Annotated in this window: 16 protein-coding genes and 1 pseudogene; 3 read left to right on the plus strand and 14 right to left on the minus strand. The window is 66.1% G+C overall.

Annotation, left to right across the window (positions count from 1 at the left end):
• Positions 1–123: 123 nt before the first annotated feature.
• The 5 genes from rpsG to BVC93_RS33470 form a co-directional block, all read right to left on the minus strand.
• Positions 124–594 carry a 30S ribosomal protein S7 gene (rpsG, locus tag BVC93_RS04350; protein ID WP_083736101.1) on the minus strand — a complete coding sequence of 157 codons (471 nt, stop codon included), beginning with the start codon at positions 592–594 and terminating at the stop codon, positions 124–126.
• Positions 594–968: a 30S ribosomal protein S12 gene (rpsL, locus tag BVC93_RS04355; RefSeq protein ID WP_068915583.1), complete on the minus strand. Its 375-nt coding sequence runs from the start codon at positions 966–968 to the stop codon at positions 594–596. Before rpsL ends, rpsG begins: the two co-directional genes overlap by 1 nt.
• Before the next feature lie 307 nt (positions 969–1,275).
• On the minus strand, positions 1,276–1,890 hold the full coding sequence (locus tag BVC93_RS04360) for a TetR/AcrR family transcriptional regulator (RefSeq protein ID WP_083736102.1): 615 nt from the start codon (positions 1,888–1,890) through the stop codon (positions 1,276–1,278).
• A gap of 47 nt (positions 1,891–1,937) precedes the next feature.
• A complete protein-coding gene (locus tag BVC93_RS33465) occupies positions 1,938–2,444 on the minus strand; it encodes a DUF3558 domain-containing protein (protein WP_192860188.1) in 507 nt (168 codons plus the stop codon).
• Positions 2,445–2,951, minus strand: a complete 507-nt coding sequence (locus BVC93_RS33470; protein WP_192860189.1) for a DUF3558 domain-containing protein — start codon at positions 2,949–2,951, stop codon at positions 2,445–2,447.
• A 135-nt stretch (positions 2,952–3,086) separates the two neighbouring features.
• On the opposite strand from BVC93_RS33470, the gene BVC93_RS04370 reads away from it, so the two are divergent.
• Positions 3,087–3,461 (plus strand): DUF3060 domain-containing protein, encoded by a 375-nt coding sequence (locus BVC93_RS04370; RefSeq protein ID WP_083736103.1) that lies wholly within the window; start codon positions 3,087–3,089, stop codon positions 3,459–3,461.
• 20 nt (positions 3,462–3,481) lie between these two features.
• On the plus strand, positions 3,482–3,877 hold the full coding sequence (locus BVC93_RS04375) for a DUF3060 domain-containing protein (protein ID WP_083736104.1): 396 nt from the start codon (positions 3,482–3,484) through the stop codon (positions 3,875–3,877).
• Here the strand turns inward: BVC93_RS04375 and BVC93_RS04380 are convergent.
• The 4 genes and pseudogenes from BVC93_RS04380 to BVC93_RS04395 form a co-directional block, all read right to left on the minus strand.
• Positions 3,874–4,637, minus strand: a pseudogene (locus tag BVC93_RS04380) (crotonase/enoyl-CoA hydratase family protein). The gene BVC93_RS04375 and the pseudogene BVC93_RS04380 overlap by 4 nt on opposite strands.
• Entirely contained in the window at positions 4,634–5,344 is a 711-nt protein-coding gene (locus BVC93_RS04385) for a PaaX family transcriptional regulator C-terminal domain-containing protein (RefSeq protein ID WP_083736105.1), read from the minus strand. The pseudogene BVC93_RS04380 and the gene BVC93_RS04385 overlap by 4 nt, the downstream one beginning before the upstream one ends.
• Entirely contained in the window at positions 5,341–6,279 is a 939-nt protein-coding gene (locus BVC93_RS04390; RefSeq protein WP_083736106.1) for a crotonase/enoyl-CoA hydratase family protein, read from the minus strand. The genes BVC93_RS04385 and BVC93_RS04390 overlap by 4 nt, the downstream gene beginning before the upstream one ends.
• Before the next feature lie 85 nt (positions 6,280–6,364).
• The gene (locus tag BVC93_RS04395) at positions 6,365–7,987 is read right to left on the minus strand and encodes an acyl-CoA dehydrogenase family protein (protein WP_083740792.1); all 1,623 of its coding nucleotides are present in this window, start codon (positions 7,985–7,987) and stop codon (positions 6,365–6,367) included.
• Between the two features lie 63 nt (positions 7,988–8,050).
• Between BVC93_RS04395 and BVC93_RS04400 the strand changes: the two genes are divergently transcribed.
• Positions 8,051–8,386 (plus strand): cupin domain-containing protein, encoded by a 336-nt coding sequence (locus tag BVC93_RS04400; RefSeq protein WP_083736107.1) that lies wholly within the window; start codon positions 8,051–8,053, stop codon positions 8,384–8,386.
• A gap of 7 nt (positions 8,387–8,393) precedes the next feature.
• Here BVC93_RS04400 and BVC93_RS04405 read toward each other — a convergent pair whose 3' ends face one another.
• The 5 genes from BVC93_RS04405 to BVC93_RS04425 all read right to left on the minus strand — a co-directional run bounded on the left by BVC93_RS04405 (position 8,394) and on the right by BVC93_RS04425 (position 16,139).
• The gene (locus BVC93_RS04405; protein ID WP_083736108.1) at positions 8,394–9,182 is read right to left on the minus strand and encodes a hypothetical protein; all 789 of its coding nucleotides are present in this window, start codon (positions 9,180–9,182) and stop codon (positions 8,394–8,396) included.
• 65 nt (positions 9,183–9,247) lie between these two features.
• Entirely contained in the window at positions 9,248–11,560 is a 2,313-nt protein-coding gene (locus tag BVC93_RS04410) for a hydantoinase B/oxoprolinase family protein (protein WP_083736109.1), read from the minus strand.
• A 33-nt stretch (positions 11,561–11,593) separates the two neighbouring features.
• Positions 11,594–13,723 carry a hydantoinase/oxoprolinase family protein gene (locus BVC93_RS04415; protein ID WP_083736110.1) on the minus strand — a complete coding sequence of 710 codons (2,130 nt, stop codon included), beginning with the start codon at positions 13,721–13,723 and terminating at the stop codon, positions 11,594–11,596.
• A gap of 30 nt (positions 13,724–13,753) precedes the next feature.
• Complete coding sequence (locus BVC93_RS04420) at positions 13,754–14,182, minus strand: acetone carboxylase subunit gamma (protein ID WP_083736111.1); 429 nt, start codon at positions 14,180–14,182, stop codon at positions 13,754–13,756.
• Positions 14,183–14,219: 37 nt separating this feature from the next.
• Positions 14,220–16,139 carry a hydantoinase/oxoprolinase family protein gene (locus BVC93_RS04425; protein ID WP_083740793.1) on the minus strand — a complete coding sequence of 640 codons (1,920 nt, stop codon included), beginning with the start codon at positions 16,137–16,139 and terminating at the stop codon, positions 14,220–14,222.
• Between the last annotated feature and the right edge of the window lie 45 nt (positions 16,140–16,184).

Genomic DNA, 16,184 nt, shown 5'->3' on the forward strand with positions numbered 1-16,184 from the left:
CCGATGTTGCGGACCTTGGTGAGGTCGGTGAGCACGTCCTGTGCCACGCTAGATTCCCAACTTTCGCTTGCTAAAGGTGTATTCGAGTGCGCCCGGCGATCGGCTTCGACCGCCGGGTGACAATCACCAGCGGTAGTGCGCGAAGGCCCGGTTCGCCTCGGCCATCTTGTGGACATCCTCGCGGCGCTTCACAGCGGCACCGAGGCCGTTGCTGGCGTCGAGGATCTCGTTGGCCAGACGCTCGACCATGGTCTTCTCACGACGGTTCTTGGAGAAGCTGACCAGCCAACGCAGCGCCAGCGTCGTGGAGCGCTCGGGGCGCACCTCGACCGGAACCTGGTAGGTGGCGCCACCGACACGACGGCTGCGGACCTCGAGGGCCGGCTTGACGTTGTCCATGGCGCGCTTCAGCGTGACGACCGGATCGGTGCCGGTCTTCTCGCGAGCCTGTTCGAGCGCACCATAAACAATGCGCTCAGCCACAGATTTCTTCCCGTCGAGCAGGACTTTGTTGACCAGCTGGGTGACCAGCTGCGACCCGTAGACGGGATCGTTGACCAGTGGGCGCTTCGGCGCGGGACCCTTGCGCGGCATCAGCTCTTCTCCTTCTTCGCGCCGTAACGGCTGCGGGCCTGCTTGCGGTTCTTGACACCCTGGGTGTCCAGCGAGCCGCGGATGATCTTGTAGCGCACACCGGGAAGGTCCTTCACACGACCGCCGCGCACCAGCACCATGGAGTGCTCCTGCAGGTTGTGGCCCTCGCCCGGGATGTAGGCGGTGACCTCGACCGCGCTGGTCAACCGCACGCGTGCCACCTTCCGAAGCGCCGAGTTCGGCTTCTTCGGGGTGGTGGTGTACACGCGAGTGCACACGCCACGACGCTGCGGGCTGCCCTTGAGGGCCGCGGTCTTGACCTTGGCGATCTTGTCGCGGCGACCCTTGCGGACCAGCTGCTGAATGGTTGGCATTTACCGGCTTCCTCTGTAGTGCTGTGTTGCTGTTCTGTTCTTCAGCGTTTTAATAAGTCTCTGTACTGCAGTTTTGCTCGGTCCACATACCCCGCGGCCGGGCGTGTCGCACACACTCAAGCGTAGGCGCTCTCACGATCGCCCGATGCCTGTAGACATGCGAATTGGCCCGGCGTGCGCGCACAACTGCCGACAAAACGGCCGCATGCGCCCATCTGGGCCAGGCACGAGCTCCCACGATACCAGGGGCGGCCATGGCGACAAAACTGCCGCTGAAGCGCTTACGCAGGTCAACCGACCAGCCGTTTTAATCCCGACGTTCCAGCCCCGTCGTCAGCCGCAACACCATGTCGGAGAACACGGCGTCGGTGTCGATGTCGTCCATCACGCCCGTCATCTCCAACAGCACGAATCCGTGCAGCGCAGACCAGAATTCCAGGGCCGCGTAGTACGCGTCCTGACCTTCGAGTCCGTAGGACATCAGCACGTTGATGACCGGACCGGCCGCTTCCTTCGTGGCCGCCGAGTACTCGGGGTCGTCGTCACCGAACGGCATCCGGGTGAAGGCCGAGTACCGGCCGGGATGGTGGTGGGCGTAACTGCGGTACGCCCCGGCCATCACCAGCACGGCGTCCTCACGCACCCGGCCTTCGCCGACGGTGTTGAGCATGCCGATGATGTCGCCGATCACCCGCATCCGGACGGTGCGACGCAGGTCTTCGAGGCTGTCGACGTGGTTGTAGAGCGAGGGCCCCTTGGTGCCCAGGTGGTTGGCCAGCGCGTTGATGGTCAACGCATCCCAACCCTCGCGGTCCAAGAAGTTCAGCGCCGCGTTGACGATGATGTCGCGGCTCAGTTTCGCCTGCCGGGCTCCGGCACGCGGCCGCGCGCCCGTCGACGACGGGTCAGGCCGTGCTGCCATGAAAGTGCCCCTCAGGTATCCGACCGAACTACGGTCGCCGAGAAACTCTAGTTGACGCGGTCCTGGGACAGTTGGGCCAGTTCTTCGGTGATGCCGCACAGGTCCGGCAGGCTGGCCGGGTTCAGTGTCTGGATGGTCCAGGCGATCACGTCGTCGCCCTTGTCGATGTAGATGCTGCAGGCGTTGACGTCCTCGGCCATGAAGCCCTGGTTACCGGACATCTCCAGCTCGGTGATGGTGCGGCCGGCCTCCTGTTCGAGCCTGCGTTCCACGTCCAGGTCGCTGCCGCGGTACCACCAGGTGGAGATGCCCATGCCGGCGCCGACGGACCCCAGCATCGTCTGTTCCTGCCAGAAGCAGCCGGTTTCGCTGTCGAGGACCTTCTTGAAGATCGCCGTTCCGGCCGCTTCTTCCACCTCGTCGTCGGTGACCCGGTTGCACTCACCGCTGCTGAATCCGCCGGGCGGGACCGCGGCGGGGGTCGCTTCCGGATCCGACGGTGACCCGCAGGCCGTGAGCAGCCCAGCCAGGATCACCAGGACAAAACGCGTCACTCACATCTCCGACGACAAGGTGGCTGCCAGTAGTTTCTCGGCGTCGGCGCACGGGTCGCCGTCCTGGGTGTCGCGATACTGCACCCACCAGCTCAGGACGCCGGGGTTGGCGGACGTGGTGGCAGAGCAGGATGCTCCCGTCACCGACGTCCGGGCCAGGATCGAGGGGTACCGCTGCACCACCTTCTCGGTGATCTCGGCACCGCGCTCCTCGGCGACGGCCCGCTCGCGGTCCAGGGTGCCGGTGTCGAACCAGGAGAAGGTGGCGTCGATGGTGGTGGTGTCACCTTTGAGCAGGACGTACTGGCAGACGGCTCCGCTGTAGGGGCGCACCACGTCGTCAGCCTCGAGGGTGTCTCGCACGGTCTCGTCGGCGAGCCTGCCGCAGCTGTTGTCGAGGTAGCCGAAATTGCGGCCGGAGTCCTCGGCCTGCGGTTCGGCCAGCTCCGCTGTCCCGGAGACAGTGTGCGAACACCCGGTCACCGCTATGCCCGCGGCGACTGCCATCAAAAGAACGTGCCTTTTCACCGCCCCTCACCGTACTGATCTGCGCGGCTTGCTGCGAGCCGGGTAGATGCGATCTTCTCCGATGAGGGCCGACCACCACGTAGGCTCTACCGCACCGATGAGCGGAGGGGCACCATGAAGCTGAAGTCTGCAGGTAGTGCGCTGGTCGGCTGCGCAGTGCTGTCCACCGGTCTGCTCGCCGGTGCGCCCGTCGCGGCCGCCAAGAACGGCGACACCCACATCACCGGGGTGGGGATCACCCGGACAGTGGACTGCAATGACTCCCTGCTGCTGATCAACGGTTACAACAACTTCATCACCGCGCTGGGCAACTGCTGGGCCGTCACCATGCAGGGGTCCTACAACACCGTGGTGGCCGACAACGTCGTCAACGACATCACCGTCTACGGCTTCGAGCAGACGGCTTACTTCAAGAACGGCGCCCCCGCGATCATCGACCGCGGCCGCGAGTTGGGAATGACCAACCGCATCGCTCACGTTCCCGCTTGACCAGGCCGAAAGGACTCTCCATGCTGCGCCGTGTTCCACTCCTCCTCGCTGCCACGGCCCTGGCCCTGGTGGGGTGTGGATCGCAGAGTTCGGACACCACCAGCCCCACCGTCACGGCGGGCACATCGGGTGCGCAGGTCGAGGTCGGCAACACCATCAACTACGGCTCGTTCGGCACCACCGCCGAAATCGACTGTGCCGACGGCAAATCCCTCAACGTCGGCGGCTCCAACAACACCCTGACGGTCTCGGGTGTCTGCGCATCGGTCAACATCGGTGGCGCCGACAACCGGATCACGTTCGACACCGTGGACAACGAGCTGACGGTGGTCGGGATCAACAACACCGTGACCTACACCGATGGTGAGCCGCGGGTGGACAACCTGGGCTCGGGCAACAAGATCGAAAAGGGCTAGGCTTTCTGCCCGTGCCGTCCCGCGCCATCGGCGAACCGTCGCGCACCGGACAGTGATTCGTCCTTCACGCGCGACATGCTGGCGAACTCGACGTCCATCGCCTCCTGCTCGGACAAACCCCACTGACGCAGCGCCGAAAGCCGGTCGGCCCGCAGGCATTGCTGCGGTAGTGCGGCCAGTTCGGCGGCCAGCTTCTCCGCCTCCTGTCGCGAGGTACCCGTGGCGACCACGCGGTTGGCCAGCCCGATCTGCAGGGCCTCGGCGGCTTCGACGGCCCGCCCGGTGAGAATCAGGTCCATGGCGCGACTGTGCCCGATCAGGCGAGGCAACCGCACGGTGCCGCCGTCGATCAACGGCACCCCCAGCGTCGGCAGAACACCCCGAAGACCGCGTCCTGCTCGGCGACCCTCATGTCACACCACAGCGCCAGCTCCAGCCCGCCGGCCACCGCGTAGCCGCTGACGGCCGCAATCACCGGCTTGGACAACGTCATTCGTGTCGGCCCCATCGGCCCGGGCCCGGTGCGGTGCACCGTGTTCGAGTCCGGCGTGCCGAAGGCCTTGAGGTCCGCACCGGCGCAGAAGGTGCCGCCATCACCCCACAGCACCGCCACCGCGGCATCGTCGTCGTTGTCGAACTCCTCGAACGCCGCGTACAGCTCTTCCGCCGCCGGGCCGTTGACGGCGTTACGCGCATGCGGCCGGTTCATGATGACGGTGGTCACCGGGCCAACACGTTCGATCCGCACCCCGCCACTCATATCGCCTCCACGCGATCTCGGCGAGCGGACAGCTCGGCCGCGAATTCCTGGTAACGGGAGCGTAGTTCGTCACCGGGCCAACCGGCGGGAAGCAGCTCGTCAGGCAGCAGCGGGTCGGTGAGCAGGTGCCGCACCATGGCCGCTGCAGTGCCGAACCTGCTCGGGATGTCGCGCGCCTCGGCCATCTCCTTGATCAGCCGGTGCCCAGTCGCGCTCCACTGCGGCAGATCCCACAACAGTCCGGCCAGTTCAGCAGGGGCGTGGTCGTGGCTGGACAGTATCCGCACCCGGGCACCGATCTCTTCGGCAAGCTCGGCACTCAGATTGTCCGGGCGTAGCCACACCCCTTCCCGGAGTTCACCGAACCTGTTTTCCTGCAGCATCTTCCGCTGTGTTGAGCGCGATTTGGCGTCGACCCCCACGGCGGTGATCACCAGTGTGGTCCAGCTGCCGTCCCAGCTGCGCAGTTCGGGCGTCAGTGCGCTGTCCTGTCGGCGCTGGCGGGCGAGCAGCCGGGCTGACAGGCGATAGCCGTCCGCGGACCGGATCAGATCACCGGCCGCCACCATCCGGGTCAGCGCCACCCGCAGCGCATTGTCGTTGATCCCGAAATCAGCGGTCAGCCTGATCAATTCGGCCGCGGTGGCCCACGCCGGATGCGCACCCAGCAGTACCGAGAGCACCACCGACCTGGCCGTCAGCTTCATACGTCGGAGGTCCTGCGACCGTGGTCACCGCGAGGCTCGTCACGGTGCCGTACGGCCTCGCGGAAGCCGTGTTCACGTGCCTGTGCGACAAACGCGTGCCCCTCCGGGGTGTGCCGTGCGACCCCGTCGAACACGGTGCTGACCATCTGGCTGGTGGCCACACCTTGCTGCAGCAGTGCGGTGTTGCACGCCAGCTTGGCCATGATGAGCTGGTTGACGGGCATCGACGCGATTCGGTGCACCAGCCGCTCGGTGCGCTCGTCCAGGTCTTCGGGTTCCGGCGCTTCGACGGCCAGGCCCCAGTCGGCGGCCTGCGCGCCGGTGAGGCAGTCGCCGGTGAACAGCAGGCGTTTGGCCCGCTGGTCACCGAGGCGGTGCGCCCACAGCCCGGCGGCGGGTACCCCCCACACCCGCATCGGCGGGTAGCCGATCTTGGCGTCGGAAGCCGTGATGATCTGGTCGGCGTGCAACGCGATGTCGGTGCCGCCGGCCACGCAGTAGCCGTGGATCTTCACCACGGTCGGCTTGTCGGCCCGCATCAGGCTGGAGAAGCCCCGCACGAAGCGGCTCATCATCTGGTAGTCGATCATCGGGTCCCACGGCTGGTCCGGTAAGTGGTTGATCGCCTGCGTCTTTCCCGACAGCACGGTGTCGCGGTACGGGCTGCCACCACCGGCCGACGACGATCCTTCGGCGTACGCCGACAGGTCGAAGCCCGCGCAGAAGCCTTCTCCCCTACCGGAGATCAGCATCACGTGCACGTCCGGGTCGAGGTCCGCGCGCTCCACCAGGGCGGAGAGTTCCAGCGGCGTGTCGGCAACAATCGCGTTGCCCTTCTCCGGGCGGTTGAACGTGATACGAGCGATGCGGCCGGTGACCTCGTAGGTCATCGTCTTGAGGTTGTCGAAGTCGACGGCCCTGATCGCGTGGGTCATGAGGTCACCCCCTGTCGGCGAGCAGACACAAAATCGAGTGCTGAGGCGGGTTCCAACGCGAGTTTGCGTCTGCTCGGCACGGAAATCAGCCTTTGACCAACGCGCGCTCGATGATCGGGGCCAGGTCCAGGCCCGTCGGCAACGTTCCGTAGGCACCACCCCAGCGGCCGTCGAGCCGGGTGGCCAGGAAGGCTTCGGCCACCGCCGGGTGGCCGTGACGCACCAGCAGCGCCCCCTGCAGCGCCAGGGAGATGTCCTCGGCGATCTGGCGGGCTCGGTACTGGATGTCCTGCAGATCGCCCAACTGGGCCTTGAGTCCCGCGACGTGGGCATCCAGGCGGGGCTCCGAGGTCAGCGAGAGTTCGTCGAACAGCACGTCCACGCATTCGGGTCGAGTTGCCATGGCGCGCAAGGTGTCCAGTGCGCTGACGTTGCCCGAGCCCTCCCAGATGCCCATCAGCGGCGCCTCGCGGTACAGCCGCGGCATTCCACTCTCTTCGGCGTAGCCGTTGCCACCCAGGCATTCCATGGCTTCGGCGGCATGCGCCGTCGCGCGTTTGCATACCCAGAACTTGCTGGCGGCCAGCCCGATCCGGCGCAGCATCGCCTCGCGGTGATCACCACGCACCGCCTTGTCCGTCGCGCCTGCCATGCGCATGGCCACCATGGTCGCCGCTTCGGCCTCCACAGCCAGATCCGCGAGTACGTTGCGCATCAGCGGTTGATCGATCAGATACTCGCCGAAGGCTTTTCGGTGCTGGGCGTGGTGAATGGCCCGGGTGAGCCCAGTGCGCATGCTGGTGGCACTGCCCAGGGTGCAGTCCAGACGGGTGAGGTTGACCATCTCGATGATGGTGGGCACTCCGCGGCCCTCTTCACCCACCAACCACGCTGTGGCGCCGTCGTATTCGACTTCACTGGAGGCATTGGCGTGGTTGCCCAGCTTGTCTTTGAGCCGCTGGATGAACATCCGGTTGCGCGTGCCATCGGGCAGCACGCGGGGCAGGAAGAAGCAGCTCAACCCGCCCGGCGCCTGGGCCAGCACCAGGAAGATGTCACTCATCGGCGCCGAGGTGAACCACTTGTGTCCCGTCAACGAGTACGTTCCGTCCCCGTTGGGGGTGGCCTGCGTGGTTCCCGCGCGGACGTCGGATCCGCCCTGTTTCTCGGTCATCGACATGCCTGCGGTGATACCGGATTTGGCCGCCGGCACCGTCAACTCCGGATCATAGGTGTGGCTGGTCAGCAGCGGTTCGTAGATCGCGGCCAGCTGCGGGTTGGCCCGTAGCGCGGGCACCACCGCGTAGGTCATCGAGATGGGGCAGATATGGCCGGGTTCGGGCGTCCACACCGAGTTCTTGGCGGCGCGGACGACGTGTGAGCCGGCCCGGTCGTCGGCCCACGGGGCGGCGTGCAGTCCGTGCCTCACCGCCACGGTCATGAGCTCGTGATAGGCGGGGTCGTATTCAACCTCGTCGACGCGGTGACCGTAGCGGTCATGGGTGTGCAGGATCGGCACGTTGCGATCGGCGAGCTCACCCCAGCGTTGCGCCTGCGGTGTGCCGGAGAGGGCACCCAGCTCGGTCACCTCGTCGAGGCCCCACTGCCCGCCCTCCCGGATCAGCGCCTCGATCAGGACCGGCGACGACGCCGGATTGTGGTTCTCCAGCGGCGGAACCTGGTTGGTGACGACATGCGTGTCCGACATGACCGCCATTATTACAGTTTCGCGACACTCGTACAATAGTCGTAATACGCTAGATTCTCTGCCGTGCAGCCCAACACCGTCGTCCGTGCCATCTCCACCGCGTTGACGCACGAGCCCGTGCCCGTCGACCAGTCCGTCAGCGGATCGCCCAGCACCGCCACCCGAGAACTCGGCGAGTTCGCGGGCAGCCAGTTCGGCATCTGGGAGATGAGCGTCGGGGTCATGACCGACGTCGAGGCCGACGAACTGTTCGTGGTGCTGTCCGGTTCGGCGACAATCGAATTCGCCGATGGGTCGCCGACGTTGAGCGTCGGTGCCGGCGATGTGGTACGACTGGCCGCCGGCTCCGAGACCACCTGGACGGTCAGCGAAACGCTGCGCAAGGTGTATCTGGTCTGAGTCCGGTTCAGGCCAGCGCCGCCAGCCGGTCCAGCACCCGTTCCGGCGCTGCCGCCGCAGGAATGGTGGACACCAGCACCTCGGCGTCGGGCACCTCGGCCTCCCCGGTCCAGAATTCGCCGGGCAGCACCGCGATCTCGGGATCACCCGGCGCTGTCTCGAATCCTGCTGTGTGCCGCAACGCCAAGGACCACCCGAAATGCGATGCCACATTGGCGATCGCGGTGTAGGCATCCAGCCGCTCCGGCGTCCCGGCGGCCTGCTCGCGCGCATCCAGCAGTACCAGCGCCACCGCCACCGAACCCAGCCGGCCCAGCCACTCGGCGAGGTACATCGACGCGCTGTCGGCCCGGTCCTCGTCCACCCCGTCGAGAGGATTGCCCGCGATATCGTGTGCCCAGGTCAGCCAGACCGCCGGCGACGGGATGGCGAGCACCAGTTCACGCCGGGACGTGCCGGCCACTGTCGCCAGGGCGTCCACCGTGGCGCTCATCAGATCGTCGTCACACAGCAGCGTCCGTAGTGGATAGCCGGTTCGGGTGCGGGCGGCCATCGCGGTCACGAGGTCGGGTCGCGCGGCGAGGTGCGCAGCCTGCAGCCGGCGGAGGTCCACCCACAGCGCATCGGGGTCCAGCAACCCTCGCACCTGCCCGAAGTGTCCGACCAGCGCGGTGGTGTCCGCCCATGGGATGGGCTCACCCTGACGGATCACCGCCGTGGAGTACTCGGCGTCGTCGATCAACAGTGCTCTGCTGCGCCCGCTCGGTGTCGCGGCGACAAGCGATTTCACGCTCATGGGAGTTCCTTCTGGTCGAAAAGTGCGGTGGTGGCGGCCCACCCGCACGTGGGCCGCCACCGGTGTCAGGCCAGGCGCTGGACGTTTTCGCCGTGGCGCTGCTCGAGTTCGGCGATGCGCGCCTCGAGTTTGGCGATCTTGACCTCCCGACGGTCCGGCACCATCACGATCGGGAGGTCGGCGAGCGGGGCGCTCACCCGCTGTGGGCCGTCGATGGTGTACACCGTGGCGGTGATGTCTTCCGAGCCTGGCGCCCAAGCACCCCAGGATCCGTAGTAGGCCAGGTCTTTCGGCGGTTCCGGCTTGACGAACTCCGCGCAGAATTCCTCGAAGGGCTTGCCGCGCTGCAACCGGTCCTGCCGCGCCGCAGTCCGCGCCGCCTCGGTCCCGGTCACGTCCAGCCGCAGCGTCGCCGGGTCATAACGCACACCGAAGATGTCTTCGGCCACCTTCTGACTGATCCGGCCCAGCTCAACATCGCGCAGCACCGACTCCGGCAACCGCTCCAGCGGATCTCCGTATCCGCCGCCGGCGCCCTGGCTGATCATGTAGAGCTCGCCGTCCTTGGCGATGTCGAACTGCAGCCCCATGTGCGAGGTGGAGTACCGGCCATCCGGGAAGGGACGCGAGTTCATCACCTTCTCGATGGACAGGTCGAACTTCGTGTTGTCGGCCCGGAAATGCTCGTAGACGTTGGTGCCCTTGACCATCGCCAGCGGGTAGGTGCCGCAGCCATAACCGCCGTACATGCCGTACACCGACGAGAACTTGGCGCCCGAGGTGACCGTCATGAATCCCCACTGCGGGGTGCCCTCGGCGGCCACGATCATCTCGTAGCCCATGCCGCCGGTGAACTTGCCGAATCCCATGTTGTCCCGGACCAGGCGCTTGGAGACGAGTTGCATGAAGGGCACCTCCTCTTCCATCACCTCCTGCTCGGCGGTGTCGGCCATGGCGCAGAACAGCGGCGAGATGGCGTCTTCACCGTCTCGGAAAGGCTTGGCACCGCCCGGCATTCCGTTCAGGTCGGCGCACAGGTTGCCCACCATGTCGCCGTGCTGGGTCACCCCACCCCACAGGAAGGTGTTGATCTGGTTGAACCAGTTCGCCACCACGTTGCTGTACTTGTGGGGCGTGGAGAACGACATCCGGCTGTAGAGCGCCTGCATGGCCGAAAAGCCCCGGAACGACGCCTGCAGCGACTGCCCCATCGGGGCGTCGTAGGACGCATCCGCCCAGGTGCCCTCGTCGGAGATGATCTCGATGCAGCTCATCGCCGCCGTGCATCGCGGCAGGTCCGGCCACCAGAACGCCAGGATGGCCTGCATCATCATCGATTTCACCGAACACAGCGGTGAGTTGATGGCACGGTTGAGGATCTCCGGTCCGGTTCCGCGCAGGTCGACGGTCATCGTGTCGCCCTTGACGGTGATGGTGCACGCGATCTTGATCAGGATGTTCTCTTTGAGCGTGCTGTCCATGAACTGGTCGAAACGGTAGGTACCGTCCGGGAGTTCGGCGATCCGGCGACGCACCTCGGCGTCGACATCCTCGACCGTGGTGCGCAGCGCGGCCACGAACGTGTCGACACCCACTTCGTCGATCACCGTGTCGATGCGTTCCATGATCTTGCGCACCGCGGTGATCTTGACCTTCAGGTCGGCCAGCTGCAGTTTCGGGTCGCGGACCGAATGCTGAAGGAAGGTCAGCAGATCCCGGCGCAGCTCACCCCGCTCGACGATCTTGAACGGGCTCATCCGCAGTCCGTCGTCGAATGCGGTTTCCGAACCTGACGGCATCCCGCCCGGCTCACATGCGCCGTTCTCCCCCTCGTGGATGGTGGCCGCCACCCAGGCGATGATCTGACCGTCCCGCATGATCGGCATGATCATCGACTGGTCGGTGTTGTGCACGTTGCCGAACCGGGCATCGTTGTGGATGAAGCCGTCACCCTCGTTGATGCCCACGGTGGGTTCGTCCTTCCAGTACTTCATGATGTACCGGATCGGGTGGTGCAGGATCGCGCTGAAGGCGATGACGCCGTGGCAGGACAGGTAGGACACGTCGCCGCTGGCGGTGTAGATCGCGGTGGTGAGGTCACCCCATTTGGCGCCGGGTGCCGCGCCCTGCGCCTCGCACATCTCGTAACCCTCGTCGAGGGCGCCGGCGATCCGCTTGCGAATCCGCTCCACTTGGAGCCGATCCACGCCGGCGGCAATGGCGACCTCTTCGTGCATCGACCGTTCGGAGATGCTGTGGCTGCGCATGATCTCCCGGTCGGGCCCCAGGAACAGCGTGGTTTCATCCATGAACTTGTCGACCCACTCCTGCTCCTCGGCGGTGAGGTCGGCGGCCGGACGTTCGTTGACTGTGGTCATTGTCTGTTGTCCTTCAGTAGTTTTCGGCTGCGATCAGTCCTGCAGGAACCACACGGCGCCCTGCGACGTCGGCTCCAGGCGCCATCCGGGTTCCACCAGGAAGGTGGTGTTCTCGGTGGTGACGATCGCCGGGCCGGCGATCACCCGGTCCGCGGTGAGGGCGCTCTGGTCGAACACCGGGGTCTCTACCGGGGTGTCCACACCGACGAAGTGCGCCTTGCGGCTGCCCACCGGCGACGGGGCGGTGCGGGTGCCGCCGTGTCCCAGCGGCTCGAAGTTCACCACGTCGCCGTCGACGTACGAAGCGACGCGTACGGTGCTGCAGCGGATCCCCGCCTCCGGTGCCGCCGAGGACGCGCCGAACCGGTGGCTGTAGACATCGCCGAAGGTCTTGATGATCTCCAGCACGTCGCCGACGCCGTTGATCCGGTGGATGTCGGACAGCGCCACCGCCTGGGTCAGCAACTGGTTGCCGTAGCGCATGTCGAGTTCGAGGCGGTAACGCACGTCGTCACCGGAGAAGCCCTGCCGGATGAGGTCTTCGCGCCCGCGCTCCTCGAGTTCTGCGACCACGGCGTTGAACTCCGCGTAGTCGTCGTACAACGCGCGGGTGGTCGCGTTGTACATCGTCACGTGTACCCCACGCTCGTGGAAATGCAGCTGCTTCATGTTGCCGGCACCGCACGCCGAGAACACCGACGAAAACGGTGGGGCCAGAACACGTGTGATGCCGGCATGACGGGCCACCCCGCAGGCGTGCAGCGGGCCGTTGCCGCCGTAGGCCAACATGGTGAAGTCCTCGGGCAGGTACCCGCGGACCCGCAGTTCCTTGCCGATCCCGATGGCCATCTGTTCGTCGACCCCGTCTTTGATCACCTTGGCCACGTCGATGGGATCCATGTCCAGGTGGTCGCACAGGTCCTCCTCGATGGCGAACAGCGACCGTTTCGGGTTGAGCTTGATGTAGCCGTTGGCGTAGTTGTCCGGGTCGAGATAGCCCAGCAGCAGATCGGCGTCGGTGACGGTGGGGCGCAACCCACCGCGGTCGTAACACGCCGGGCCCGGGTTGGAGCCGGCCGACATGGGGCCGATCTTGACCGAGTTGTGGATGCGGTCATAGCTGGCGATGGATCCGCCGCCGGCACCCAAGGTGTCCAGGTGCACCATCGGCACCGACACCAGCCACCGGTCGATCGTCGGCAAGAAGTCGTAGTGCTTGACTCCGCCCTCGGGCACCAGGCCGATGTCGAACGAGGTGCCGCCCATGTCGGTGGCGATCACGTGCCCGATTCCGGTTTCGTTCGAAAGGTGTTCGGCCGCACCCACTCCGGCGATCGGTCCGGAGTGGATGGTCTGCAGCGCGTCGGTGGAGTTCATCTGCGCCATGCCGCCGGAGTTGTGGATCACCAGCATCGGCTTGTCGTAGCCGAAGTCGCGCAGGTTGCTCGACAGCTGCGCCAGGGCGTGGAACATGATCTCGTGCAGGTAGCCGTCGATGATGGTCGAGGTGGCACGCACGTACTCACCCTTGCGACCCGACACCTGATGTCCGAGCAACACCGGGATGGCGCCCAGTTCGTGTGGCGGGAACTCGTCGAGGATGATCTCCTGGATCGCCAGCTCGTGATCCGGGTTCTCGGTCGCGTTGACCAGCGACACCACGATGGCTTCTGCTCCCGCATCGACCAGTTCCCGCACCACGGAGCGCACGTCCTCGGGGTCCAGCTCGGCCACCACCTTGCCGGCCGAGTTGATCCGTTCCTTGACCGAGCGGATCATCGCTCGCGGCACCAGCGGCTCGGGGCGCTCGGCGGCCGGCAGGTTCTGCTGCATCGCGTAGTCCAGGCCCTCGCCGTAACCACGACCGCGGGACAGCGGAATGGTGTCCTCGAAACCGTGGGTCACGATAGCGGCCACCCGGGGGCCGTTGCGCTCGATGAGCGCGTTGGTGCCCAAGGTGGTGGCGTAGCGTACCGAGTCCACTTCCGAGAGCACTGTCGAGCGGTCCAGATCGGCTCTCTTGCAGGCCAGGTCCAGCGCCTCGTTGAAGCCGAGGGCGAGGTTGTGGTGGGTGGTCAGCGCTTTGGCGTCGACGTAGATGTCGTCCCACACGAAAAAGCAGTCGGTGAACGTGCCGCCGATGTCGACGGAAATGCGTTTCATATTGTCAGATCTCCAGGGATGAGTCGGATCTCAGTGGGTGTGGCCGATGGCCTTGAGGGCGGCGGTGTACTTCTGGGCGTCCTCGCCGGGGCCGTAGTTGTGCACCTTTTCGGCGTCCAGGCCGCGCACGCGCCACTGTTCGCGCAGCGCGGCGACGTCGATGATGATGTCGACGCTCGGCGGATGCCCCGGCGGCAGGTACTCGCACTCGATCTGGGTGCCGCAGCCCGGGCAGTAGTACTCCAGGATCCGGCAGTAGGTGGGATCCGGGCTGAAGGTGTACTCGTAGCGGTCCGGGTCGATGATCGGTTGGTGGATCTCGCGCGGATCACGGTCGTAGACCAGGGTGCCCGGCTTGTAATTGCCGTGGGCAGAACCCATGTCGTGGGCGCAGACCCGGCACACCCAGCGCTCGGTGTCGAGGTCGATGACAAGGTACTCGGTCATGGGGACTCTCATCGGAATTCCCTTTCTCTGCAAAGGATGTGGTGGGTGGTCAGGCGTTGTCGACGAGCATCAGGTCACCGGCGCGGGTCACCTGGAAGGACCAGCCCGGCAGCACTCGGGCGGTGAAGAACGGCCCCTCGACAATCGCCGGGCCGCAGCCGGTGGCGCCGGGGCTGAGCTGATCGAGCACGTGGACTGCCACCGCGTCCACCTGGTCTGCTGCCGAGCGCACCTGGCGGTCGCCGACCACCGGGGCGGCACATTCGTCTGCCGCCACGTCGGCGGTGAGCTCGGGATGCGGCAGCGGCGCGGCGGCGGTCAGCTGCAGGGACACCACCTGGCCGGGGTAGTCGACCGCGTCGCCGGGCAGGTACGGAATCCGGGTGACTCCGGACTGACCGCCGGTGCCGTCCTCGATGAGCAGCTGCCAGGTGGTCTGGCAATCGGCCAAGCTGCAGCCTTCTTGGAACATGTCGCGCTCCGCGCGCGCGGTCAGGGTGTCGTACGTCGCCTTCACGGATGCGGTTGTGGGTTCGGGCACCACCACCTCGTAGGTCTTGCCGATATCGGAGAAGGAGATGCCGAAGGCGGAGAACACCGCGGCGGTGCGTGGGATCAGCACCCGTTTGACCCCGGCCAGCCGGGCGGCTCCGGTGGCACTCATCGGGCCGGCGCCGCCGAACGCCAGCAAGGTGGTGTCCTCGCGGACCAGTGGAGCAAAGGACTCCGAAAGCGCTTGGAAGTAGGCGTGTTCCATGCGGATCAGCGCTTCTTCCAGCGAGATGCCCAGCGGCTCGGCCACGGTCTGGGTGATCACCGCACGTGACCTGCCGGGATCGAGGGTGAAGGTGCCGTCCAGATAGGTGTCCGGATCGAGGATGCCCAGCAGCAGGTTGACGTCGGTGATGGTGGCCTGCTTGCCGCCGAACCCGAAACAGGCGGGCCCGGGGGCGGCACCCACGGACTGCGGGCCGACGGTGATGTCACCGTCGACCACCTGGATCACCGACGACCCGCCTACACCGGCGGAGGCCACGTCGCTCATCGGGTAGGAGATCTGCACCCCTTCGATACCGCCACGGTCAGCCACGGCAACCACACCGTCTTGCACCACACCGATGTCGGTGGTGGTGCCGCCGATGTCCATCATCAGGGCATGCCCCAGGCCGTAGACCTTGGCCAGCGCCGCGGTGCCTTCCAGCCCACCCCGCGGTCCCGACGAATAGGTCTTGAGCGCAATGGATTTCGCGACGCGCGACGACGCTCCGTCGTTGCGGTACACCAACAGCGGGTTGACCACCTTGTAGGCGCGCAGGCGTCGCTCGGCGGCGTAGAGGAACCGTTCCATGGTGGGGTGCAGAAAGGCGTTGATCACACACGACCACACCCGACGAGCGTCGTTGCGGTCGCCTGCCAGCTCCCAGCTGTAGATCAGCGGCACCGAGCCCAGGAGTTGCCGGGGGAACTTGCGCAACAACACGTGCCGGAGCCGACGCTCCTGCTCCGGGCTGGAGCCGGCCACCACAACTCGGGCCGCGCCGAGCGTGGTCAGCCGGTTGATCCGCTGCACCGCTTCGAACTCGAAGGTGTCGGCGTCGGCATCGGCGTCTATGGTCATGATCCGGTCGCCCACCAGACCGTCGAACATCTCCTGTTCGGCCGCTTCCCGTTGCAGCTCGGCGGACAGCCCGTCGATCGTGGTCAGGATGCCGACCATCGGACCACGCCGCTGCACCAGCGCGTTGGTGCCCTGCGTCGTGGAGTAGCGGATGTGCGCGGTGGCGTGCAGCAACCGGGTGATGTCGGCGTCACCGTAGAGCGCCGCAGAAGCCTTCTCGATGCCGGTGAACAAGCATTCCGAGAGGTCGTGTGGGGTGGTCAGCGTCTTGGTGAAGGTGAAGTTGTCGCCGTCCCACACGCAGATGTCGGTCAGCGTGCCGCCGTTGTCGATGTTGATCAGAGTGTCCATACCGCTCCGTTCGTGGAAAGTGCGTGTGGTCTGCACCACACCGCT

This window comes from Mycobacterium sp. MS1601 (assembly GCF_001984215.1).
In the GTDB taxonomy this organism is placed as follows: Bacteria; Actinomycetota; Actinomycetes; order Mycobacteriales; family Mycobacteriaceae; genus Mycobacterium.

What these genes read in the sequence shown, in the direction of transcription:
- rpsG (WP_083736101.1), bottom strand. Translation starts at nt 594, where the DNA reads ATGCCGCGCAAGGGTCCCGCGCCGAAGCGCCCACTGGTCAACGATCCC.
- rpsL (WP_068915583.1), bottom strand. Translation starts at nt 968, where the DNA reads ATGCCAACCATTCAGCAGCTGGTCCGCAAGGGTCGCCGCGACAAGATC.
- BVC93_RS04360 (WP_083736102.1), bottom strand. Translation starts at nt 1,890, where the DNA reads ATGGCAGCACGGCCTGACCCGTCGTCGACGGGCGCGCGGCCGCGTGCC.
- BVC93_RS33470 (WP_192860189.1), bottom strand. Translation starts at nt 2,951, where the DNA reads ATGGCAGTCGCCGCGGGCATAGCGGTGACCGGGTGTTCGCACACTGTC.
- BVC93_RS04370 (WP_083736103.1), top strand. Translation starts at nt 3,087, where the DNA reads ATGAAGCTGAAGTCTGCAGGTAGTGCGCTGGTCGGCTGCGCAGTGCTG.
- BVC93_RS04375 (WP_083736104.1), top strand. Translation starts at nt 3,482, where the DNA reads ATGCTGCGCCGTGTTCCACTCCTCCTCGCTGCCACGGCCCTGGCCCTG.
- BVC93_RS04385 (WP_083736105.1), bottom strand. Translation starts at nt 5,344, where the DNA reads ATGAAGCTGACGGCCAGGTCGGTGGTGCTCTCGGTACTGCTGGGTGCG.
- BVC93_RS04390 (WP_083736106.1), bottom strand. Translation starts at nt 6,279, where the DNA reads ATGACCCACGCGATCAGGGCCGTCGACTTCGACAACCTCAAGACGATG.
- BVC93_RS04395 (WP_083740792.1), bottom strand. Translation starts at nt 7,987, where the DNA reads ATGTCGGACACGCATGTCGTCACCAACCAGGTTCCGCCGCTGGAGAAC.
- BVC93_RS04405 (WP_083736108.1), bottom strand. Translation starts at nt 9,182, where the DNA reads ATGAGCGTGAAATCGCTTGTCGCCGCGACACCGAGCGGGCGCAGCAGA.
- BVC93_RS04410 (WP_083736109.1), bottom strand. Translation starts at nt 11,560, where the DNA reads ATGACCACAGTCAACGAACGTCCGGCCGCCGACCTCACCGCCGAGGAG.
- BVC93_RS04415 (WP_083736110.1), bottom strand. Translation starts at nt 13,723, where the DNA reads ATGAAACGCATTTCCGTCGACATCGGCGGCACGTTCACCGACTGCTTT.
- BVC93_RS04420 (WP_083736111.1), bottom strand. Translation starts at nt 14,182, where the DNA reads ATGAGAGTCCCCATGACCGAGTACCTTGTCATCGACCTCGACACCGAG.
- BVC93_RS04425 (WP_083740793.1), bottom strand. Translation starts at nt 16,139, where the DNA reads ATGGACACTCTGATCAACATCGACAACGGCGGCACGCTGACCGACATC.